General features: G+C 66.3%; 14 protein-coding genes. 7 read left to right on the top strand and 7 right to left on the bottom strand.

All coding sequences use genetic code 11. The annotated features are described in order from the left end of the window. The first annotated feature begins 16 nt into the window (after positions 1-16). A complete protein-coding gene (locus QY325_08035; GenBank protein ID WKZ67864.1) occupies positions 17-1,468 on the top strand; it encodes an alpha/beta hydrolase fold domain-containing protein in 1,452 nt (483 codons plus the stop codon). Positions 1,469-1,512: 44 nt separating this feature from the next. Here QY325_08035 and ftsH read toward each other — a convergent pair whose 3' ends face one another. The 7 genes from ftsH to QY325_08070 form a co-directional block, all read right to left on the bottom strand. Then, positions 1,513-3,492, bottom strand: coding sequence for an ATP-dependent zinc metalloprotease FtsH (gene ftsH / locus QY325_08040; protein ID WKZ67865.1), 1,980 nt, complete (start codon positions 3,490-3,492; stop codon positions 1,513-1,515). 107 nt (positions 3,493-3,599) lie between these two features. Then, positions 3,600-3,770, bottom strand: a complete 171-nt coding sequence (locus tag QY325_08045) for a cation:dicarboxylase symporter family transporter (GenBank protein WKZ67866.1) — start codon at positions 3,768-3,770, stop codon at positions 3,600-3,602. An 89-nt stretch (positions 3,771-3,859) separates the two neighbouring features. After that, positions 3,860-4,558 carry a cation:dicarboxylase symporter family transporter gene (locus tag QY325_08050; protein ID WKZ67867.1) on the bottom strand — a complete coding sequence of 233 codons (699 nt, stop codon included), beginning with the start codon at positions 4,556-4,558 and terminating at the stop codon, positions 3,860-3,862. A 152-nt stretch (positions 4,559-4,710) separates the two neighbouring features. Next, complete coding sequence (locus tag QY325_08055; protein ID WKZ67868.1) at positions 4,711-7,296, bottom strand: T9SS-dependent M36 family metallopeptidase; 2,586 nt, start codon at positions 7,294-7,296, stop codon at positions 4,711-4,713. Positions 7,297-7,618: 322 nt separating this feature from the next. Beyond that, on the bottom strand, positions 7,619-8,365 hold the full coding sequence (locus tag QY325_08060) for a head GIN domain-containing protein (GenBank protein WKZ67869.1): 747 nt from the start codon (positions 8,363-8,365) through the stop codon (positions 7,619-7,621). Continuing rightward, on the bottom strand, positions 8,362-9,432 hold the full coding sequence (locus QY325_08065; protein WKZ67870.1) for an acyloxyacyl hydrolase: 1,071 nt from the start codon (positions 9,430-9,432) through the stop codon (positions 8,362-8,364). The genes QY325_08060 and QY325_08065 overlap by 4 nt, the downstream gene beginning before the upstream one ends. A 13-nt stretch (positions 9,433-9,445) precedes the next feature. After that, positions 9,446-10,324, bottom strand: coding sequence for an exopolyphosphatase (locus QY325_08070; GenBank protein ID WKZ67871.1), 879 nt, complete (start codon positions 10,322-10,324; stop codon positions 9,446-9,448). Between the two features lie 139 nt (positions 10,325-10,463). Here QY325_08070 and QY325_08075 point away from each other — a divergent pair, with 139 nt between their 5' ends. From QY325_08075 to QY325_08100, 6 genes are all read left to right on the top strand, one after another. After that, on the top strand, positions 10,464-11,987 hold the full coding sequence (locus QY325_08075) for an AbgT family transporter (GenBank protein WKZ67872.1): 1,524 nt from the start codon (positions 10,464-10,466) through the stop codon (positions 11,985-11,987). 113 nt (positions 11,988-12,100) lie between these two features. Continuing rightward, complete coding sequence (locus QY325_08080; protein WKZ67873.1) at positions 12,101-14,227, top strand: T9SS type A sorting domain-containing protein; 2,127 nt, start codon at positions 12,101-12,103, stop codon at positions 14,225-14,227. A 4-nt stretch (positions 14,228-14,231) separates the two neighbouring features. Continuing rightward, positions 14,232-16,376: a hypothetical protein gene (locus tag QY325_08085; protein ID WKZ67874.1), complete on the top strand. Its 2,145-nt coding sequence runs from the start codon at positions 14,232-14,234 to the stop codon at positions 16,374-16,376. Positions 16,377-16,389: 13 nt separating this feature from the next. Next, positions 16,390-18,594 (top strand): SprB repeat-containing protein, encoded by a 2,205-nt coding sequence (locus QY325_08090; protein ID WKZ67875.1) that lies wholly within the window; start codon positions 16,390-16,392, stop codon positions 18,592-18,594. Positions 18,595-18,598: 4 nt separating this feature from the next. Continuing rightward, positions 18,599-20,791 carry a T9SS type A sorting domain-containing protein gene (locus QY325_08095; protein WKZ67876.1) on the top strand — a complete coding sequence of 731 codons (2,193 nt, stop codon included), beginning with the start codon at positions 18,599-18,601 and terminating at the stop codon, positions 20,789-20,791. After that, complete coding sequence (locus QY325_08100) at positions 20,788-22,977, top strand: hypothetical protein (GenBank protein ID WKZ67877.1); 2,190 nt, start codon at positions 20,788-20,790, stop codon at positions 22,975-22,977. Before QY325_08095 ends, QY325_08100 begins: the two co-directional genes overlap by 4 nt. The last annotated feature ends 1 nt before the right edge of the window (position 22,978 follow it).

The raw sequence follows: 22,978 nt of genomic DNA on the forward strand, positions 1-22,978 counted from the left end.
TTACCTTGGTGGCATCATGCGGCCCGGCCCATTGCTCCTGATCGCCCCGTGCATCCTCGTCTCGCCATGCGCCATCGGCCAGGATTACTCAACGCCTGACCAGTACGGCTTCACCGTGGAGAGCGACCTGGTGTACGGCATCGCCGCCAACTACCTGGGCGTCGCTGACACGCTGCGGCTCGACATCTACAAGCCCATCGGCAATCCCGACACGCAGCGCCCCCTGGTGGTCTGCGCCCATGGAGGAAGCTGGCTCGCCGGGTGCAAGGACGAACCCAACGGGATCGTGCAGCTGGCCCAGCAGTTCGTGAAGCGCGGCTATGTGGTGGCCAGCATCAACTACCGCCTCGGCTGGCACAAGGACGATTACGTGAGCGACCCCGTGGCGGGCTACCCGCCCTCCCTCTGGCCCGAGGCCTACCGCGCCCTTTATGCCGCCGACACCCTGGAGATCATGCGCGCCATCTACCGCGGCATGCAGGACATGAAGGGCGCCATCCGCTACATGAAGGAACGGGCGCCGCAGGACAGCGTGTGCGTGGAGAAGGTCTTCGTGGCCGGCGAGAGCGCGGGCGCCTTCATCGCCCTGGCCACCGCCTTCCTCGACCGCGATGCGGAGAAGCCTGCCAGCTGCGCCGCCCTGCCCGATGCCCCTGCACCCTACTTCAAGTGCGCCAACCTCACCGCACTCGAATGCGTGGTGCGCGAATGGGAGGTGGACGCGCCGATGCGCGCGCGCCCCGACCTCGGCCCCGTGGAGGGCATACTGAACCTGAACGGCAGCGATGCCCGCGTGCGCGGCGTGGCGGCCTTCTACGGCGGCGTACCGCTCGATGCCCTTGCGCTTGACTGGATGCAGGGCCCCGACACGCCCTCGGTGTACCTCTATCACCAGACCTGCGATGGCGTGGTGCTCTCCGGCGCAGGCCGGCCGTATGCCACGATCAGCACGCATTGCAACCTGGGCGCCACGCCCTGGCACCATGGCCTTCCGATCATGGTGGGCAGCGCAGGCCTGCAGCAGCTCTTCAGCACGCTGGATGCTCCTCCGCCCCTGCTGGCCGATCTGCAGCCCTGCGATGCCTTCAACCCGGGCCTCGCCCTCTTCGAATGCGCGCGCTACGGCGACAACGGCAGCTACCATTACACCGCCAACCTCCCGCTCCGCGCCGCCAACCTCAGCGGCTGGTGGGCCGCCATCGCCACGGATCCGGACGCCTGCCTGAGCACGGGCCAAGGTGAGCGGTCCGCCTCTCTGCCTCTTGCCTATCCGCAGCCGGCCAGCACGCTGCTCCATGTGCCGGACTGGGCCGGTGAGCCCATCCGCATCCTCGATGCCGCGGGCCGCACCGTGGCCCGCATGCGCGTGCAGGGCGAAGCGGTGGATGTGAGCGGCCTGTCCCCGGGCATCTACCTCCTGCGGCGCGAGCGCGACGGCCTCGCGCTGCGGGCCCTGGTGCACCGCTGAGCGCACCAGCTGGTCGGAGCATCCCCTGCGCTGCGCCGCCCCATTCAGACGAGGGGCTCACGCGCCTTCGTCGCCGGCTTCAGCCCCGTCACCTCCTGGATCTCCCGCTCGTCGAGCGTCTCGCGGTCGAGCAGGGCCTTGGCCAGGGCATCCAGCTGCGCGCGGTGCGCGCTGAGCAGCCGCGTGGCCTCGGCGTGGCATTCGCCGATGATGCGGCGCACCTCCGCATCGATCCGCTGGGCGGTGTGCTCGCTGATGTCCTTGCGCCCCAGCGCGCCGTAGCCGTTGCTGAGGTAGGGGTTCTCGCGCGCGGCCAGCTCCACCATCCCCAGCTCGTCGCTCATGCCCCAGCGGGTCACCATGCGCCGCGCGATGCCGGTGGCCTGCTCGATGTCGTTCTCGGCGCCGGTGGTGCGGTCTCCGTAGACGATCTCCTCGGCCACGCGTCCGCCCAGGATGCCCACGATGCGTGCCTTGAGGAAGCCCTCCGTGTAATTGTAGCGGTCCTCGTCGGCACGCTGGTACGTGACGCCCAGGGCCTGTCCGCGCGGCACGATGCTGACGCGCTTCACGGGGTCCGAGCCGGGCACCAGCAGGCCCAGGACGGCGTGCCCTCCCTCGTGGTAGGCGATGCGCTCGCGGTCGGCGGGGTTGAGCAGGAGCGCCCGTGCCGGGCCCAACAGGACCTTCTCGAGGGCATCCATGAAATCGGCCTGCATCACCTCTTGGCGGTTCCGGCGCGCTGCCAGGAGAGCGGCCTCGTTCACCAGGTTCTTCAAGTCGGCGCCGCTGAGGCCGGGCGTGGCGGCGGATACCTCGGCGAGCACCACATCAGCCGCCAGCGGCACCTTGCGCGTGTGCACCTGCAGGATGGCCTCCCGCCCTCTCTTGTCGGGCAGGTTCACCACCACGCGGCGGTCGAAGCGGCCGGCGCGCAGCAGGGCCTTGTCCAGGATGTCCGGCTGGTTGGTGGCAGCCAGCACGATCACGCCGGTGGTGCTGCTGAAGCCGTCCATCTCGGCGAGGATCTGGTTCAGGGTCTGCTCCTGTTCCTGCGCGCCACCGAAGGCGGTGAGGCCGCGCGCCCGGCCGATGGAGTCGATCTCGTCGATGAAGATGATGGACGGCGCGTTCTCGCGGGCCTGCTTGAAGAGGTCGCGCACGCGGGCCGCCCCCACCCCCACGATCATCTCCACGAATTCCGAGCCGCTCATGCTGAAGAAGGGCACGTCGGCCTCGCCCGCCACGGCCCGCGCCAGCAGCGTCTTGCCCGTGCCCGGCGCACCGATCAGCAGCACGCCCTTGGGTGCCGCGCCGCCGAGCCGGGTATACTTCTGCGGGTCCTTCAGGAAGTCCACGATCTCCACCAGCTCGTCCTCCGCATCGTCGATGCCGGCCACGTCCTCGAAGGTCACGCGCTTGTCGGTCTCCTTGTCGAAGCGGCGCGCGCTGCTCTTGCCCAGACCGGTGAGGCCGCCCATGCCCCCTCCCAGCGGGCCCTGGCGCATGCGCCGGAACAGCCAGATATACATGGCGATGATGAGCAGCGCCGGACCGAACATGAACAGGAAGGAGAGGATCGGGTTGGTATCCTCCACGATGGGCTCGGCACTGATCTCCACGCCACGGTCGAGCAGCAGTTCCTCCAAGCGAGTGTCGGCGAAGGCGGGCAGGATGGTGGTGAAGTGCTTCACCTCGGTGGGCTTCCTGCCGCGTACATCCGCGGCGGTGGTATCCTGGGGCCAGGTGACGGGCGCGGTGAAGGTGCCGCTGATGGACTCGCCCTTGCCGTACACCTCCTTCACGTTCCCGCGCTCCACCTCGGCCTTGAAGAGCGTGTAGGGCACGGTGACGGGCTCCTCGGCGCCGCCTTTCATGAAGGAGCGCACGAACCAGATGTTGAGCAGGAGGATGATGACGAACCAGAACCACGAGATCCGCGGCAGCTGGGGCGGCTTGGGGAGGGCGTTCCGACCCGGTGGCTGCTGACGGGCGTTGCCCGGCGATGGGGTGTTGGCTGCCATTCCCGCGAAGGTATCGGCTCCGGTGCACGACCGCGGTAGATCAGCGCACCACCGCCGTCATCATCGGAACCATACCGATGCCGTCGGAGCCATCCCCGCAGTGGCCATCACCGCTCCGCCCTGCGCGCCCTCCCCTCGAACCAGAGGCAGGTGGTCATGTCGTTCATCACATTCAAGGCGGAGCGCACCATGCCCAGCAGGCGGTCCACGCCGATGATGATGCCGATGCCCTCCACGGAGATGCCCGCACTGCTGAGCATGGTGGCCAGCACGGTCACGCGGTCCCAGGTGCGGAAGGCGTGCCGATCGACGCGGTCACAGTGGTCACCACCACCATCACGATGGCCGGGGTGCCCAGTTCGAGGCCCTAGACCTGCGCGAGGTAGATGGCGGCAATCGCCTGGAACACGGCCGTGCCGCTCATGTTGATGATGGCACCCATCGCCACCACGAAGCGGGCGATGGGCTCGCGGATGCGCAAGGTCTCCAGCGCGGTGCGCAGGTTCAGCGGCATCTCCGCCCCGGAACTTGCGGCACTCAAGGCGAGCCGCATCATGTCACGGCATCCGCGCAGGAACCTTTCGGGGCGCACGCCGCACCACCACGCCAACAGCACATTCGCCAACGCCAGCAGGGCCATGGCTAGCAGCACGGCGAAGACGTGAATGCCCAGCCCGCTCAGCGCATGCCAGCCCACCGACGCCGTCACCTGGCACATGAGGCCGAACACCGCCAGCGGCGCCAGCTTCATCGCCCAGCGGATGATCGTCATGCAGATCTCCTGTACGACCCCCAAAAGGTGGATCACCGGTTCGGCGGTGGTGGCATCCAGCGACAGCATCGCAATGCCCGCGATGATGGCGAAGGCCACGATGCACACCATCTCGCCCGAGGCCATCGATGCCAGCGGGTTCTCCGGCAGCAGGTCGGTGAGGAAGCCCATGACCGAAGGCCGCACGGTGGAGATGATCGGCACCGCTGCTCCCGCGCTCCAACTCTGGGCCGCGAGCAGATCGCCGGGGCGCAGCCTGCTGGCCACGCCGATGCCGATAACGATGGCCGCCACGTGAACGCCATGAGGAACAAGCCCCCCGGGCCCAGCCCCTTCGGTTAAGCAGGGGTCGCCACCACCTACGATGCCCCGGTCACCGAGCTGACCACGGGGAGATCATGATCATCCGGATGAGCCTGATGAAGAGAAGGCCCGCTGGCGAAGGCTCACTGCACCACCAAGCGCTCGGTGAGCACGCGTCCCTCGACGCTCAGCTCCGCGACGTAGACCGCCGGGGGAAGCCCCGCCAGGTCGAGCACCGCACGCACGGTGCCGGCGGGTATGCGCTCGGTGCGCCACAGCCGCCCATCGACGCCAAGCACGCGGAGCCGCGCATCGGTGCGTAGGGCCCTGGGCAGCACCAGCTCGGTGCGGCCGCCCGCCGGGTTGGGCTGCAGGCCGAAGGCGGAAAGCCCTTCAAGCGCGCCGAGGCCCGTGCTCAGGCATTCGTTGGGCACATCGAAGGCCTCCTGCTGATCGAAGCGGCTGAAGGAATCGCCCTGGTCGGCGCCGAGGCCAAGGCCGCGCCGTGCGAATGCATGCCAGATGAGGCAGGCGTTCTGGCCGCCGGTGAGCAGCTCATCGGCCAGCAGGATCGCATCGCGCCCGTCCACGAAGCCGGGGTTGCATGGCTGCAGCTTCATGCCATCCATCACCAGCTGGAGGGCCAGGTTGTTGCCGCCGGTCCCCGCATACAGGTCCGGATCGTAACCGTACTCGTCGACCAGTGCCCAGGTGAGGTCCCAGAGCATCGAAGCCCACACGAAGCCCACGCCGTGCGGCTGGGACAGGTCCCCCTCGTTGGTGGCGCCGTAGGTGTAGGGGTTGACGGACAGGTCCGTGGTGTATGGTGCAGGCCGGATGCCCGCTCCTGCCGGCCCCTGGTCGCGGACGAAGGTGCCCACGCCGCGCGGCATGGCGGCCGCATCGCCGGGCTGCATGGTCAGCACCATGCCGATGTAGTCGCTCCAGCCCTCGCCCATCTGCTCCTCGTTCCACAGACAGTCCACGTTGGCGGGACCGCCGGTGAGGCGGTTGCTGACACCGTGGCCGTACTCGTGCGCGATGATGCCATTGTCGAATCCCGAATCCCGCAGGTCCTCCCCATCCTCGCCCACCAGGGTGGCATTCACCGGGCCGTTGAGCAGCGCCTGCTTCAGCAGAAGGCCGTCCGCCTGCGAGATCATCACGCTGGGGATCACGATGCCCTGTCCGCCAGTGCCGCCCATGGCGATGGGGTCGCCAGCCGTGTTGTTCACCACGATCACGGCCAGTGCACCGGCCGCCTGAAGGGCCTCCACCTTGCTGATGAAGGTGCATTGGCCGCGGTCCACCATGGCGATGCTGCCCGCGATGGCGCCCGCGTTGGTGAGCGCTTCGCAGGCGTTGTTCACCGGGGCCGTGCCGTCCTCGGCCAGCACGAGACCGGCCGTGATGGGCTCGGTGGGCAGCGGCGGACCGAAACCGGCCAGGGCATTCACGTACACGCCCGCCACGGTGGCCGGGGCATTCACCGTGAGCGAGCTGTCAATGCCTGCGCGCCACAGGTACATCTGCATGCGGCCGCTCTGGCCGTCGGCCGGTGTGCCGAAGTTGGCGTTGTTCATGCCGCCGCCGTCCTGCGCCTGCGCGATCACCTCATCGTTGCCCTCGCCGCCGGCATCGAGGTTGTTGGCCTGGAAGTTCCCGCTCGCCGCATCGAAGCCATAGCGATGAAGGACATCGTGCAGCGCGTTGCAGGCGAAGAAGAGATTGGTGATGGAGGCGTCCAGGTAGTCCTGCGGCCCCTGCGGCGGCGCATAGTCGAAGTCGAAGCTCAGGGCGGCGCCGCCGTCCGGGCTGTAGCCCGGCTGGTCGTCGTCGTCCGCATCCTCGTAGGCGAACACGTTGTTGCCGCGGGTGATGGTGTACTCCGCCCCCGGCACGCCATCGGTATCGTGCCAGCCGAACGGCGATGCCTGTACGTCGGCGGGCTCGCTCACCAGCACCTGCGGGCCGTGGGCCGGGCTCTCCGTTGGGAAGGGGAACACGCGGTAGCCCGAGCCGTCGAGCGGCAGCGGAGCCGGAGGCGCGTCAGCGCGCACGAGATCGCTGAGCGCGGAATACGGCCGGCCGAAGGCACCGGGCGCGTGGCTGCAGCGCACGATGCGGTCCATGGCGTGCACGATGGCGCCGTTGGATGCATCCACCGCCAAGTGCCACCAGTTGGGCGCATCGGCCGCACGGATGGTGAGCTCCCAGCAGAGCAGCACGGCACCCTCGGCGCCCACGGCATACGACAGCCGCGCCGGTATGGGGTCCAAGGAGACCCCAGCGCCATCGAGCAGCAGCTCGGTGGGCGAGCGCTCCTCGAGCACGCGGGGCGAGGCCTCGCCCAGGCCGAGCTCGCGAGCGGCACGGCGCAGCGCCCCCTGAGCATCCAAAGCCGGCTGCGGCACCGATGCGCGCTGGGTCAGGCCGCGCTGCAGGCGATCGCCGTGGCCCACCACCTGGCCTTGGCGCACGGCGAAGTTGGCCACGGCGCCCAGCACGGGCAGGCCATGGACGGTCTGCTGGATGTACACGTAGCTCACGCCCTTGCGATCGGCGTGCATGTCGGTGACGGCATAGGCGGAGGCCTCTTCGGCCGTGAGGCCGAGCGCCGTATGCCGCTCCAGCATCCAGCGCTGGACAACGGTTTCAGCATCCTGTGACCAGGCCGGGGCGGCGAAGGCGCAGGCGATGAGGAGCGGCAGGCGGTTGGAATGGAGCATGGTGACAGGGAAGCGGGATGCCCGGTTCCGGGCCCAACGAATGTAGCGGGCCTCCGCCATCACCGATCGACCGTTCCGCTTGCCAGGCTTGGGGAGCAGCACGCCATGCCGCTCCGGCCCGCCGCTGCCGGAGAGCCGTGGCGGCGAAGACCCGCCTCTCCATCCTGCGCGTCGACGACCGCCATGCCCCTGGCCTGCACCGCTTGCGCAGGGGCGGGCTTCATGACCGACGCCAGCCTGATCCCCGCCATCGCAAGGAATGGCGCAGTCCACCTGGACCGCCGCCTTCCAGAGCCCCCCTCGGACCTCCGGGTCCCCATGCTCATTGTTCGCGGATCAATCGGCCGCTGCCGGTGATGGCACTGGTCACCAGCGCCGGATCCCCAGCGTAGTACACGTCACCCACGCTCCGCACCTGCGCATCGAGCGACTCCCGGGCACGGCAGCGGATGTCGGCTACGCTGCTGTTGTTCACGTTCACCCATCGGGCATCCATGGCCGCAGCGTCGATGGGCGCCATGATGCCGCTGTAGAGGTTGAGCTCGCCGCACCGTCCGCGCAGGATCACCGTACCCGCACCGGTGTGGAGGGCGATGTCGGCGCGGTCGGCGCGCAGCAGCAGCATGCACTCGCCCTGCCCCCCGCGCTGCTCGAGCAGGAATGACGGCGCCCGCAACGTGTCCGCACAGCTCACTCGTCCGGTGCCGTTCAGCTGCAGCCGCTCCAGGGCGGCCGCCGGGGCGCGCACGGTGATGCGCGGCTTGAAGCTGCGCACCCAATTGCAGGTGTTGCGGTTGCGGATGCGCAGCGTGCCGCCCTCCAGCTCCGTGTCCACCTGCCCCAGCAGGTTGGCCCCCGCCTCCACGATCACCGTGCCCGGCGTGCGGTCCTCGAGCACCAGATCCACGCGGTCGTCGAGCACGATGGCCCGGAAGGCGCCCACCGCGCGCTCCTCCGCCGCCATGGGGCCGGTGGGCGTGAAGCAATCATCCAAGCGCTCGCGCTGGCAGCCGGCCATCACCAAGGCCAGAAGGCCCGCAAGGGCGAAGCGGATGCGGATCGGATTCATGGCCAACGGTAGCCGATGCCGAACTCCCAATGGTCGGCGGCGGCGAAATGGGACTTGAGGCAGACGCTCGCCAGCAGGCGGCGCCCCAGCCGGTAGCGCGCTCCCAGCCGCTGGTACACCGGGGCATCGTCGGTGATCGGCGAGATCAGGTAGGCGCCGAAATGCAGCAGCAGCTCGCCCCGGCCGAAGAGCAGCGCCCCGCCGCCATGTACGCCCAGCTGCGTATAGACGATCCGCGGCCGGCCCTCCAGCTCGGCATGCACCGTGGGCAGGTCGCCTTTGTTGAAAAGGTCCATGCCCGCGCTCCAGGCGCCCTTGCGGCCGGCGCGCCAGCTGGCATCGGCGCTGATGGAGACGGCATCGCGCTGGCCGTTCAGCGGACGGCCGCTCTCGCTCAGGCCGAATGCCGCCACCACGCTGATCTCGCGCCGGGGCCGCTCGTAGCGCGCGGTATCAAGCGGCAGCGGCCCGGGGGACGGTGCGCCCAGTGCGCAGGCGGCGCCGATGGAGGCCGAGATGTAGTTGAGGCCCAGGTTGGGCTGCTTGGCGCTGCCGTTGCTCCAATGGTCGAGGCCCAGCGCGGCGTGCAGGCTCAGGCGCCCGGCCTGCCACCGCAGCTCGGGCATGAGCTGGATGGCGGTGTTGAGGCGCGAGCCGATGGCGATCTGCACGGTGTTGCTGCGGCGGTCGAAGGGCTTGGCCACATAGCCCACGCCCCAGCCCATGCGCAGCCCGAGGACCAGGCGGTCGCCCTGTGCCACGGGCAGCACCAGGTAGGGCACGGCACCGATGGCGTCTCCGATATGCCGGGGATTGGCCAGGCGCGTATGCACCAGCAGCGCCCCATAGCGGGGCCTGCCGAAGGCGCGGTGCCAGGGCCTGTCGCCGCTCACTTGGCGCTCGACGAAGACCTCGGCGGCACCTGCATGGCCCTCCACCAGGATCCAGCTGGCGGGGCGGTGCGCCCACAGGAAACCGTAGTGGCCGCGCGCGCCCACGGACCAGGGCTGCTGACCCGCAGCGGCAGCCGCACCGAGCAGGAAGGCGAGCGCGAGGGCGTGGCGCATGCCTGCGGGAGGGTCAGGCCCCGACGGGCTCGTTGCGGGGGTAGCGCACGTTGCCGCGCTGCCGCATGTACAGGTCGTAGATGATGCCGTCGGCGAGGCCCACCTTGGGCACGAAGACCTCCTCGATGTCGGCGAACTCCATGATGCGGAGGAAGATGTCGGCGGCGGGGACGATCACGTCGGCGCGGTCCGGGCGCAGCCGCAGCAGGCGGATGCGGTCCTCGTAGGAATGGCCCGCGATGCGGTCGCGCTGCCGCTGGATGTCGGACCGCGAGAGGGGCTCGCCGAAGAGGTTGCCGTTCTCCTTGAAGATGCGGTTGATGTTGCCGCCGGTGCCGATGGCCATGAGCTGGCCGTGCTGCGCGCGCAGGTCGTCGAGGAACTCCTGCATGTCCGCCCACACGTCGGGGTTCACCTTGCCCTTGAGCGTGCGCACGGTGCCTACCTTGAAGCTCGCGCTCTTCACGCGGCGGCCGTGCTCCAGCCAGGTGAGCTCGGTGCTGCCGCCGCCCACATCGATGTAGAGGTAGCTGCGGTCCTTCAGCAGGTCCTGCGTCCAGAAGGTGTTCGTGATAAGGTCGGCCTCTTTCTTGCCGGAGATGGTCTCGATGTGCACGCCGCTCTCCATCTCCACCCGCGCGCGCACGTCGTCGCCGTTGGTGGCCTCGCGCATGGCGCTGGTGGCGCAGCAGCGCAGGTACTGCACGCCATGCACCTCGGCGAGCAGACGGAAGGCCTTGAGGCTCTTGATGAGGTAGTCGCGCTTGGTGCTGCTGATGGCGCCGCCATCGAACACATCCTCGCCGAGGCGGATGGGCACGCGCACCAGCGCCTGCTTCTTGACCACGGGATGGTCATCGCGCTCGATGACCTCGCCGATGAGGAGGCGCACCGCGTTGGACCCGATGTCGATGGCCGCGTATGTGAGGTCGCGTGCGATGCCGCGAAGCTAGGGCGCGGCATCGCCACGGCGCATGGCCGCGGCCATCCGATCGCCCGAACCGCTTTCTTCGCCGTCCACAACCGCATCCATGAGCACCACCAAGCGCAGCGGCGTGGACCGCTTCCTCTCCATCATCGAACGCGCCGGCAATGCCCTTCCCCATCCGGCCACGCTCTTCGCCATCCTGGCCGGCGTGGTGGTGGTGCTGAGCTGGGCGGCCGAGCTGGCCGGACTGAGCGCCACCCACCCCGCCACCGGCGAGCCCGTGGTTCCGGTGAACCTGCTGAGCGCCGAGGGCCTGCACCTGATCCTCACCAAGACGGTGACCAACTTCACCGGGTTCGCGCCGCTGGGCACGGTGCTGGTGGCCCTGCTGGGCATCGGCATCGCCGAGGGCAGCGGCCTCATCGGGGCGGTGCTGCGCGCGGTGGTGCTGGCCTCGCCCAAGCGCCTGCTCACCTTCGTCATCGTCTTCGCCGGGGTGATGAGCAACGCCGCCAGCGAGGTGGGCTACGTGCTGCTGGTGCCCCTGGCCGCGGTGATCTTCCTCGCCGCCGGGCGCCACCCCCTGGCGGGCCTCGCCGCCGCCTTCGCCGGGGTGAGCGGCGGCTACAGCGCCAACCTGCTCCTGGGCACCATCGACCCGCTGCTCGCAGGCCTCAGCCAGGAGGCCGCCCGCATCATCCAGCCCGACTACCTGGTGAACCCCGCCTGCAACTACTACTTCATGGCGGCGAGCACCTTCGTGATCGCGCTGCTCGGCACCTGGGTCACCGAGCGCATCGTGGTGCCGCGCCTGGGCGCCTACTCCGGCAGTGAGAAGGCCGAGGAGATCCGCAGCGCCACCAAAGAGGAGAAGCGGGGCATGCGCTTCGCCGCCGTCACCGTGGCGGGGGTAATCGCCTTCGTGCTCGCCGGGCTGCTCCCCGAGCAGGGCTTCCTGCGCGACCCCAAGACCTTCGAGGTGCTGCATTCACCCTTCATGAGCGGCATCGTCACGCTCATCTTCATCAGCGCCGCGCTCGCGGGCATCGCTTACGGCATCGGTGCGGGCACCTTCAAGAGCGATAACGACGTGATGAAGGGCATGGCCAAGAGCATGGAGACCCTCGGCAGCTACATCGTGCTCGTCTTCTTCGCCGCACAGTTCGTGGCCTACTTCAACTGGACCAACCTCGGGCTCATCCTCGCCATCAAAGGGGCCGGTGCATTGAAAGCGGCCAACCTCGGTCCCATCCCCCTGTTGCTCGGCTTCGTGCTCATCAGTGCGGCCATCAACCTCATCATGGGCAGCGCCAGCGCCAAGTGGGCCATCATGGCGCCCGTCTTCATCCCCATGTTCATGCTGCTGGGCTTCTCGCCGGAGCTCACCCAGATGGCCTACCGTGTGGGCGACAGCGTCACCAACATCATCAGCCCCATGATGAGCTATTTCGCGCTCATCGTGGCCTTCATCGGGCGCTACGACAACAAGGCCGGCATCGGCACGGTGATCAGCACCATGCTCCCCTACTCCATCGTCTTCCTCATCGGTTGGAGCATCATGCTCATCATCTGGGTGCTGCTGGAGCTTCCCATCGGGCCGGGGGCGGGCATGTTCCTGCAGCCGTAGGCGGCATCCATTGGTCGAAAACCGTATCCCGGGCTTGCGGATGCGGCCGGTGTGAGGCACCTTCACACAACGGTATCGGCGCACCTGCGTCTTCACCGTGTGAAGCCCTTCGCATGATCCGGACCCCTACCCTCGCCTGCCTCCTTCTCCTCCAACTGCCGCTGCATGCCGTGCAGGTCACGCTGTACGTGCAGCCCGCGCGCTGCGGGCTCAACAACGGGCAGATCACCAGCAACGCCTTCGGCGGTTTGCCGCCGTACAGCTACGCATGGAGCAACGGCGCCACCACCGCTTCGATCGGCAACCTGGCGCCGGGCGACTACACACTGACGGTGACGGACGGACAAGGCGGGACCGCCGAGGCCAGCGCGACCGTGCAGGCCGTACAGGAGCTGGGAGCGCCCGGTCAGCAATTGATGCAGGCAGCCTGTGCGGGGGCCTGCTCCGGCCACGTGCTCATCTTCGAAGCGAGCCTCGGGGGCACGCCGCCCTACAGCTACAGCTACTGGTCCGTGTACCCCGAGGCGCCCGGCGTGCAGCGCTTCACCTCCCTCTGCCCCGACGCCACTACGCCCTTCACCGTCACCGACGCCACCGGCTGCGCGGGTTCCTTCACCACCCTCCCCTCCGAATTCCCGGAGGTCCGGGTGCCGGTGCTCGTCGGCAGCTCACCGAGTTGTGGTGAAGCTGGCGGCTCCATGCTGCTCGACCAACCGGAACAACTGAATTCCTACTGGGTAACGAATCTGGAAGGCACTTACGACGAGCTGCATATCTATTGGGAAACCCCGGGGCCCCATGCCATCACCGGGCTGCCGCCCGGGAACTATACCGTCCAGCTCTGGGACCCGCAGAACCTCATGGTCGGGTATTGCACGGGCGCACTCACCGATGTGATCATCGAAGCGCTGGAGGAACCATGCGGCTCGGTCAGCGGGCGCGTGTTCCACGATGCCGATCAGGATTGCGCGTTCAACGGCGATGACATCGGATTGCCCTACCGGGTGCTCCCCATTGAACCGGGAGCGCAGCTGGCCATCACCGATGGGGCCGGCGACTACTTCCGTGCGCTGGAGCCGGGCGCCTACACCCTGGCACAGCCGCTCGTCGACGCGGTGCAATTGTGCCCGCCCGTAGCTCCCGTACCCTTCATCATTCCCGGCAGCGGTGGCGAGGTCACCGTGGATCTCGCCGACAGCAGCACCGTGCCGCACGACGTCCGGATCTTCGTCTCCACGCATACCGCAGCGCGACCCGGCTTTCCCACGAGCGTGGGGATCACCGTCCGCAACCTGTCGTACTACCCCAGCGGAGCCCTGGACATCGCGCTCAGCTACGATCCGCTGCTGCAATCGCCGGGCACCTCCACCTGGTCCCACCCCGGACTGCCGCCCTTCGGTGAGGCGCAGTTCGATTTCGGTGCCATGGTGCCTGCGGATGTGGGCCTGCTGGGCCAGGAACTGGTCTATACCGCCACGGTGAGCAACACCGCCCCCGAGCAGAACACCGTCAACAACGCCTACACGGCCACGCGCACCATCACCGGCAGCTACGACCCCAACGTCAAGCGCGGCGTGGCGAACGCCAGCGGCAGCGATACGCAGTTCTTCCTGGACAGCGATATGTGGATCGACTACACCGTGCGTTTCCAGAACACGGGTACGGACACCGCCTTCACCGTGGTCATCCGCGATGAGATCGAACCGGACCTGGACCTTCTGAGCCTCGAGATCCTCGGAGCCTCGCACGCATTCACTCCATCCTTTGGAACAGGGCGCGAGCTGGTCTTCACCTTCACCGGCATCCAGCTGCCCGACAGCACCACCGACCTCCCAGGCAGTCAGGGTTACGTGGCCTTCCGCATGAAGCCCCGGCCAGGCCTGCTCCCCGGTGACCTGATCGAGAACGCCGCCGCCATCTTCTTCGACTTCAACCCGCCGATCATCACCGAGCCGAGCGTACTGGTGGTGGAGACCAGCACCGGAATGGGGGAAGCAGGTCCAGATGACCCGCGCGCTTACCCCAATCCGGCAAATGACATCCTTTTCATCGCTGGACTGAACGGCACTGAGCGTGGAAGGGTCGACGTGCACGCCATGGATGGCCGCCTCGTACTGTCCGCTCCGGTCAACGCGGACCCTGCATCTCTCTCCATCGCGCACCTGTCCCCCGGCGCCTATCGGCTGCTGATGTCGACCCCTGATGGCCGCACATACCGGAACCTCTTCATCAAACAGTGATTCCATGTGCCGCACTCCTGCAACCGCGTTGGTGCTTCTGCACGCCTTGTCAGCATCCGCCATTGAGGTGAATGTGCAGTTCCTGCCGGCCACGTGCGGTCAATGCAACGGTGCGGCCCAGGCGTTCGTGTCCGGAGGCACGCCGCCCTATTCGTATGCGTGGTCGCCGAGCCCACCCAATGGCCAGGGCACACCCGGCATCTCGGGCCTCTGTCCCGGCCAATGGTCAGTGCTGGTCACCGATGCCATCGGAGCCACGGCCACGGCCGATCTCACCATCGACGGCCTGCCCGGCCTGTCTCCCTTCCTGGTGGCGCAGCAGACCCTCTTCGCCTGCGATGGCCAGTGCAACGGGTGGGCCACGGCCAACGAAGGCTCCTTCGGTGGCACACCGCCATACAGCTACGATTGGCAGATGATGGATCCAGGCCTCATGGGCCCGGGCACCGTGACCTTCCAAGGACTTTGTCCAGGAACCACATCCATCACCGTCATCGATTCCGAAGGCTGTCTTGGTTTGGTCCAGGCCATGGTGGATCTCGGAGGCCCATTCTACACCACCGCAGGCGCAACGCCTGCATGCGGTGCGGCTCCGGATGGGACCATTTACGCCACGGGGCCAGGTGATAATGGCATCTTCCGCGTGCAGGGCTTGGGGTTCGATTCCCTGTACATCCAATCCGGCTTCCCGCCTTTCGCATTGGGGGGTGTGCCCGCCGGGGAATACACCGTGTCACCGTTGGGGTGGGCGCCTTGGAGCGGAGGCTACCTGGACCTATGGTGCACGGTACCGGCAATGGTCACCGTGCCCGCGCTGCCCGAACCGTGCGGCACGCTGACAGGCCTGATCTATCACGATGCGGATCAGGACTGCGTGCTGAACAACTTCGACATCCGCCTGCCCTACCGGGTGTTCAGCATCGAGCCGGGAGAGGCCTTCACGATAAGTGGGGGCAACGGACAGTTCGCCCGCAACCTGCCCAACGGCAACTTCACGATCGCACAGGGTCCGCTAACGGATGAGGTGGCGTTCTGCCCGGCATCGGGTTCCGCAGCGTTCAGCATCGACACGGGCACGCCCACCGCATATGTCGAGTTCGCCAACCTCAGCACGGCACCGCACGACGTGAGCATCCATCTCACCAGTTCCGCGGCACGGCCCGGCTTTCCCACGCAGGTATGGGTCACGGTGAGCAACAACTCCGCCTTCCCGAGCGGCGATGTGACGGTCGATCTGTACTTCGATCCACTGCTGCAGGACCCGAACCCGGCAGCACCGTGGAGCATCGGCGTCATCGCACCCTATCAGTCCGTAACGCTGCCCTTCACGGCGGACCTGCCGCCGGATGTGGGCCTGGTGGGCAACGTGCTCACCTACACGGCCACGGCTGGCAACACCAGCAGTGAACCCGATCTCGCGAATAACACCGCAACGCTCAACGTGACCATCACGGCCAGCTACGACCCCAACGACAAGGTGGGAACCTCGAACTCAAGCGGGAGTACGTCCCAATATTTCATAGGGGCTGATGCGTGGATCGACTACACCGTGCGCTTCCAGAACACGGGCACGGACACGGCCTTCACCGTGGTCATCCGCGACGAGATCGAACCGGACCTGGACCTTCTGAGCCTCGAGATACTCGGAGCCTCGCACGAATTCACTCCATCCTTTGGCACAGCGCGCGAGCTGGTCTTCACCTTCACCGGCATCCAACTGCCCGACAGCACCACCGACCTCCCAGGCAGTCAGGGTTACGTGGCCTTCCGCATGAAGCCCCGGCCAGGCCTGCTCCCCGGTGACCTGATCGAGAACGCCGCCGCCATCTTCTTCGACTTCAACCCGCCGATCATCACCGAGCCGAGCGTGCTGGTGGCGGAGTTCAGCACGGGGGTGTGGGAGGAACGTATCCCACGGATCCATGCATCGCCTTCGCCCGCGAGCGAATGGATCACTGTGAGCGCCGACCAGGTGATCGATCATATCGCGGTGCACGCCGCCGACGGACGCATGGTGCAGGATCTTGCGGTGCGCGCTGATCGTGCGCGGGTCGATGTGATGGGCCTGCGTGACGGCCCTTTCCTGCTCGTCGTCACTCTTTCTGATGGCACCACGTGCTCCCTCAAGACCCTTGTCCTTCACGACTGAAGAACCTGCATCCATGAACAGGGCTTTCCTCCGGCTTATCACAGCCTCACTGGCCTTCGCGCCGTTTCTCGCGAACGCGATCAGCGTGAGCGCCACTTTGGTGAACCCTTCCGCCTGCGGTGCGCCCACAGGAGCTATAGTGATCCAGGTTTGGGGCGGCACGCCGCCCTACACGTTCGCATGGAGCAATGGCGCCACCACGTCGAACATCTACAACCTGCTGCCGGGCAACTACTCCGTTACCGTGACGGATGCCAATTCGGATCAGGCCACGGGGGCATGGGATGTTGGTGTTTCCATCTTGGCGCCAGCTCCGAATGCGCAGGATGGCCATTGCAGCTGCAATGGAAGCATGAGCGGGCAGGTGCAGATCATTGAATGGGGCATCGGAGGCACACCGCCGTACACCTACAACCCGCCGCCCGATGGCTTCGATCCGCAAGGTGATCCCTACTTCGTCTACTTCGGGATGCCAGCGGGCACCACGGTGGCCATTGAGGTCACTGACGCGAACGGATGCGCGGGCATCTCCTACCAGACCATCCTTGGGCCGATGCCGCCAGGTGGGCCTTCGATGCAGGTCTTGAGCACCTCCGGTTCCTGTACAGGCACCTCGGGCGGATCGGTGACCATAGGCAACGTGAGCGATCCGCAGTTCTTCCTCAATCCCAGCCCGCAGCTCACGGTCCTCGATCAAGCGCAGCAATTCGTCACCAGCCTTGCGCAAGCCGGCAGCACCGCCACGATCAACGGCCTCGCGCCCGGCAACTATACGGTGGTGCGCGATTGGGATCCGACCGATTACCTGATGGCATACAACTGCGATGGCAATCCGTACGATGTGCTCGCCTTCACCATCGCGGACCTTGGCAACAACTGCGGCAGCCTGAGCGGATCGGTCTTCATCGACAACAGTGATGATTGCGTGCAGGACCCTGCTGAAGTGGGCGTGCCGTACCAGGTGCTCGCCATCGAGCCGGGAGGGCTGTTGGCGATCACCGATGGCGATGGCGCCTTTGCGCGCGATCTTCCCAGCGGCAACTACACGCTCGCGCAGACCGATCCCACGCTGGTGCAGCAATGCCCGGTGGCCGCGCCGGTGCCCTTCACCATGGGGACCGTTCCGATCGAGATCCATCTGGCGGACAGCAGCACCGTGCCTTTGGACCTGAGCGCACAGCTCCAGAGCAGCGCCATGCGGCCCGGCTTCGCAGGCAACTATTGGGGCTGGGTGCGCAACCTCTCTCCACAGGTGAGCGGGGCGGTCACGGTCACCCTCAGCATCGATGCGGACCTGATCTACACGGGCGCCGCACCGCCGCCGACCACCGTCCTGGGCAATACGCTGACCTGGGACCTCCCGCCCTTCACGGCGCTGCAAGTGCTGCCCATTACCGTGAACGTGGCCGTGCCAGCGGGCACTACGCTGGGCACACCGGTCTCCACGGGGCTATCCGTGGTGAACACGCTGAATGACGGCAATGCCTTTAACAATACCGCCACAAGCAGCACGGTCGTTACCGGAAGCTACGACCCCAACGATAAGACGGCGATCACGAGCAGCGGCTGGAGCCAGGAGCTGTACTACATCGATCAGGATGAATGGATCGACTACCTGATCCGCTTCCAGAACACCGGCACCGACACGGCCTTTACGGTGGTGGTCACCGATACGCTGAGCGAGGAGCTCGACATGGCCAGCTTCCAGCAGGGCGTGGCATCGCATGCGTTCCATGTTGCATTCAAGCCCGGCCGCGTGGTGGAATGGACATTCCCCAACATCCTATTGCCTGATAGCAACGTGAATGAAGCGGCGAGCCATGGCGCGGTAAGCTTCCGGATCAAACCGGTCCTGCCACTCCTGGCGGGCACCACCATCGAGAACATCGCCAACATCTACTTCGACTTCAACCCGCCGGTGATCACCGAACCGAGCGTTCTGGTGGCGGAGTTCAGCACGGGGGTGGTGCAGCGCGATGGCGGGACCCGGTTGCAGCTGTTCCCGAATCCTGCGCGCGATGCGGTCACCATCTCCGCAGGGAAGGAGCGGATCGTTCGTTGGATGGTGACGGCCAGCGATTCGCGCCTGGTGCTTTCCGGAAGTTCCGACGGGGTCATGGCCATGATCGATCTGGACGGACTCGCGCCAGGAACGTACTGCATCCATGCCGAGAGCGGTTCCGGAACGCGTCTTCAGGCCAGCCTGATCAAACAATGAACCCATGAGCCTTCGCACGCCTTTCCTGACCTCATTGCTTGCACCAAGCTTCGCCATTGCGCTCAACGTCAGCATAGTGGACCAAGCCGACTGCCTCTGTGGCAATCCCAACGGCTATGCCACGGCCTCTGCGTCAGGCGGAACGCCGCCCTATGGTTACCTCTGGAGCAATGGGGCCACCACGGAGACCGCGCAGGGCCTGGCACCGGGCATCTACACGGTGACCGTGACGGATGCCGTGATGGACGAGGCCACCGCACAGGTGACGATCGGCGAAGTGCCGAGCACGCTGTACGCCAGTTTCTCCGGGGCGGGTCTGCACGGATGCAACGGCCTGTGCAATGGCGGGCGCAACATCGGCGTTTACCCTTTGCCCCCGAACCTCACACCTCCGGTCACCTTCTGGCCGCCGCTCAGCGTGGACAACGGTGGCCTGGTCGGCGGGTCCTATGGCCTGTACACAGGCCTGTGCCCAGGCGAGATCCTGCAGTTCACCGTCACCGATGGGACGGGCTGCCAATTGGTGGTGATCGACAATTGGACACCGGAAAGCAGCACCCCTTCGCCCATGAGCATCCTGGGGGTCACACCCGCGTGCGGTACGCTCGCCACAGGCAGCGTCACCATCGATGCCGGTCTGGACGCGACCAGCCCCTTTGGGATGATCTGGGAGGTGGTGATCCTGAACGAGGCCATGCAACAGGTGGGCGGGTCCATCAGTGGACTGAACACCGCACCCGACCAGAACGTGGCCACCCGTGAAGGATTGGCGGCCGGGAACTATTTCGCCAAACGCTACTTCAGTTGGCATCCAGAGGACTGCCAGGACCTCGTGCCCTTCACCATCCCCGACCTGGGCATCGATTGCGGGCTGCTCACCGGTACCGCATTCGTGGATTACGACCTCAGCTGCACCCGGCAAATGAACGAGCCCTGGGTGCCCAATGCGGTGTTGGAGGTGCTGCCCGGTCCCTATTACACGGCCACCAACGCCAACGGCCAGTACAACCTCGTGCTGCCCCCCGGTGCCTATACCGTGCAGCAGCAAGGCAACGTCCTGAGCGAGCATTGTGCGGGTGCGCCCATCCCGTTCACTATCACCAACGGCGCTTCGTCCACAGTCCATCACCCGGACACCGCATTGGTGCCACTGGACGTGAGCATCTCGCTCTCCAGCGGGGCCGCCCGCCCGGGCTTCCAGTTCGACTACGCGCTGGTCGTATGGAACCAGACACCGGCCACCAGCGGTGCGGCCACGGTCACCTTCACCTACGACCCTGCCCTCACGTTCGTCTCGGCATCGCCCACGGGCATTGTGAACGGCAACACCATCACGTGGAACCAGGCGCAGCTCTTCGCTTGGCAGGCCCGGTACTTCTCCGTCCGCTTCCAGGTGCCGCCCGATGTGGGCCTGCTGGGCTACGAACTGGTGGCCACGGCGAATGTGAGCACCGCCAACAGCGACGGCGACCTCTCCAACAACACGGCCACCAATCTGCGCACCATCACCGGTGCGTACGACCCCAACGACAAGATTGCCTACACCAGCAGTGGGAACACCTCGGTCTGGCAGATCAACGAGGATGATTGGATCGACTACACCATCCGATTCCAGAACACGGGCACCGATACCGCATTCAATGTGCTCATCACCGACACCCTGCCCCCCACGCTCGATCCGGGCAGCATCATCTGGGGCGCGGCCTCGCACACCCATTCCCGCATCATCGAAGGACAGGGAGTGCTGAAGTTCCACTTCCCGAACATCCAGCTGCCCGACAGCAACGTGAACGAACCGCTGAGCCACGGCTTCGTGGGCTTCCGCATCCGGCCGCGGCTGCCCCTGCTGCCCGGCGACGATATCATCAATATCGCCAACATCTACTTCGACTTCAACCCGCCGGTGATCACCGAGCCGAGCGTGCTGGTGGCGGAGTTCAGCACGGGGGTGGAAGGCGTTCGTACGTCCGGTGTGAGCATCGCCCCGAATCCGGTCGATCACAGTCTGCAGGTGAGGTGCGCTGGCGGCCGCATCGCTCAGCTTCAGATCCACTCCACGGATGGTCGGCGGGTATCCGCTCCGTACGACCACCACCTGGGTTTGGTCGATACCAGCGCGCTGGATCCGGGTGGCTATGTTCTTACGGTGCGCTTAGCCGACGGCACGGTCCATCACGAACGATTCATCCGGCAATGAGATCACTGCTCACCCTGTTCCTGGTACTCGCCGCAATTGCGTCGAGCGCCATCACCGTGAGCATCCAGGTGACCGAGCAACCCATCTGCGCGTACAGCAACGGTATCCTCACCGCGAGCGCCAGTGGGGGTGTCGGGCCATACACCTACCTCTGGTCCACGGGGGCCACTTCAGTCACCATCAATGGCCTTACGGCCGGCACCTATTCGGTGACCGTCACGGATGCGAACCTTGACGAAGCCACTGACGAGGTCACCGTGACGGCCACGGACTTCGGCCCGTCGTTCAGCGCCATGAACTGGTCGGGCGATGCCTGGTGCAGCGGTTTCCTCGTTCCGCAGCCCTTCTTCCGCTGGGCGCCGTCCTGGCCGATGACGCCCCCATACACCTTCAACGGAGTACCGCCCTTGGACGACCCCCTCAGCATGGATGGCTGGCACTATGTGGGCATCCCCGGAGCACCGGGCCAGATTGTGACCATGAACTTCATGGACGGCACCGGTTGCGCCGCGACCTTCCAGATCGAGGCCCTTCATGAGGTGGAGTGGCCGATCGTGACGGTCATGCAGGTGGAGGGTGCGTGCGCGGGCGGCGCGAATGGCAGCGTGCAGGTGGCCTTCGGGCCAGAAGGGCATGGATATCCTGTTTCAGCGGAGATCCGGAACATGCAGGACCAGGTCGTGTTGCAGGGCGGCTATGACTGGTACGGCAGCGCGGTCTTCTACAAGACCTATACGGGCCTTGGTCCAGGCACGTACCGGCTCATCCAGCGCCTTACCATGAGCTCACCCAGCCAGTTCTATTCGGGCTGCAGCGACGAGACCTTGTTCACCATCCCGGACCTGGGGCCCACCTGCGGAACGGTGAGCGGGCAGGTGTTCGTGGATGGCAACTACAACTGCACCAAGCAGACCAACGAAGCCGCGGTGCCCAGCGCGATCCTGGAGGTGCAGCCCGGCCCCTACTACATCACCGCGAATGCGCAGGGGAGCTACGCGACGAACCTGCCCATCGGCGCTTACACCATCGCCCAGGTGAGCGCGCAGTTCGAGGAGCATTGCGCCGGCGTGCCCCAGCCTTTCACGATCAGCGGGTCCCCTGGATCCGTGACCGTGAACTTCCCGGATTCATCGCTCGTGCCGCTCGATGTGAGCGTGGAGATGGCCAGCGGGGCCGCCCGTCCCGGATTCCAGCTGCAGTACGGCATCAACGTGCGCAACCACACGCCCACCAACAGCGGGGCCACGCAGGTGGTGATGACCTTCGATCCGGCCCTGGGCTACCTGAGCGCCAACCCTGCGCCGAGCAATGTGAACGGCAACGTCATCACTTGGAACCAGTCGCAGCTCACGGCCTGGCAGCAGCGCCACTACAGTGTGCGCCTGCAGGTGCCACCCGATATCGGTCTGCTCGGAACGGTATTCAACGGCAGTGCCACCGTTTCAACGGCGAACGCCGATGCCGCCCCGGCCAACAACAGCAGCAACCACGCGGTCACCGTGACGGGCAGCTACGACCCGAACGACAAGCTGGCGCGCACCAGCAGCCAGTACAGCGATGCCATCTACTACATCGGCACCGATGAATGGATCGATTACACGATACGCTTCCAGAACACCGGCACCGACACCGCCTTCAATGTGGTGATCACCGATACGCTGCCGCCCACCTTGGATCCCGCTTCCTTGGTCATCGGCGCCGGGTCGCATCCGTTCACCTGGGAGGTGCGGGACGATGGTGTGCTCAAGTTCTACTTCATCAACATCCTCCTCCCGGACAGCAACGTGAACGAGCCTGCCAGCAATGGCTTCGTCGGTTTCCGGATCCGCCCGCGCCTGCCGCTCACCCCAGGCACGTTGATCGAGAACATCGCCAACATCTACTTCGACTTCAACCCGCCGGTGATCACCGAGCCGAGTGTGCTGGTGGCGGAGTTCAGTACGGGGGTGGGGGAGGAAAGCACCCCTCGCATGACCATTCAGCCCAATCCGGCCATGGACAGGCTGTACGTCCTTACCCAAGCGCCGACCTCTGGATCCTACAGTGTTCTCGCCGCCGACGGGCGTGAAGTGCGGCCGCCCGGCAACTGGCATGGCCATCGGCTCGAACTGGATGTGAGCTTGTTGACGCCGGGGCTTTACATGCTCCAACTGGACGGATACGTCGAGCGATTCATCAAACAATGAT

Source organism: Flavobacteriales bacterium, assembly GCA_030584065.1.
Taxonomy (GTDB): Bacteria; Bacteroidota; Bacteroidia; order Flavobacteriales_F; family PHOS-HE28; genus PHOS-HE28.

Excerpts from the sequence above, each read along its gene's own strand:
- ftsH (WKZ67865.1), bottom strand. The coding sequence starts at position 3,492 with ATGGCAGCCAACACCCCATCGCCGGGCAACGCCCGTCAGCAGCCACCG.
- QY325_08095 (WKZ67876.1), top strand. The coding sequence starts at position 18,599 with ATGAGCCTTCGCACGCCTTTCCTGACCTCATTGCTTGCACCAAGCTTC.
- QY325_08075 (WKZ67872.1), top strand. The coding sequence starts at position 10,464 with ATGAGCACCACCAAGCGCAGCGGCGTGGACCGCTTCCTCTCCATCATC.
- QY325_08060 (WKZ67869.1), bottom strand. The coding sequence starts at position 8,365 with ATGAATCCGATCCGCATCCGCTTCGCCCTTGCGGGCCTTCTGGCCTTG.
- QY325_08080 (WKZ67873.1), top strand. The coding sequence starts at position 12,101 with ATGATCCGGACCCCTACCCTCGCCTGCCTCCTTCTCCTCCAACTGCCG.
- QY325_08100 (WKZ67877.1), top strand. The coding sequence starts at position 20,788 with ATGAGATCACTGCTCACCCTGTTCCTGGTACTCGCCGCAATTGCGTCG.
- QY325_08055 (WKZ67868.1), bottom strand. The coding sequence starts at position 7,296 with ATGCTCCATTCCAACCGCCTGCCGCTCCTCATCGCCTGCGCCTTCGCC.
- QY325_08090 (WKZ67875.1), top strand. The coding sequence starts at position 16,390 with ATGAACAGGGCTTTCCTCCGGCTTATCACAGCCTCACTGGCCTTCGCG.
- QY325_08035 (WKZ67864.1), top strand. The coding sequence starts at position 17 with ATGCGGCCCGGCCCATTGCTCCTGATCGCCCCGTGCATCCTCGTCTCG.
- QY325_08085 (WKZ67874.1), top strand. The coding sequence starts at position 14,232 with ATGTGCCGCACTCCTGCAACCGCGTTGGTGCTTCTGCACGCCTTGTCA.
- QY325_08065 (WKZ67870.1), bottom strand. The coding sequence starts at position 9,432 with ATGCGCCACGCCCTCGCGCTCGCCTTCCTGCTCGGTGCGGCTGCCGCT.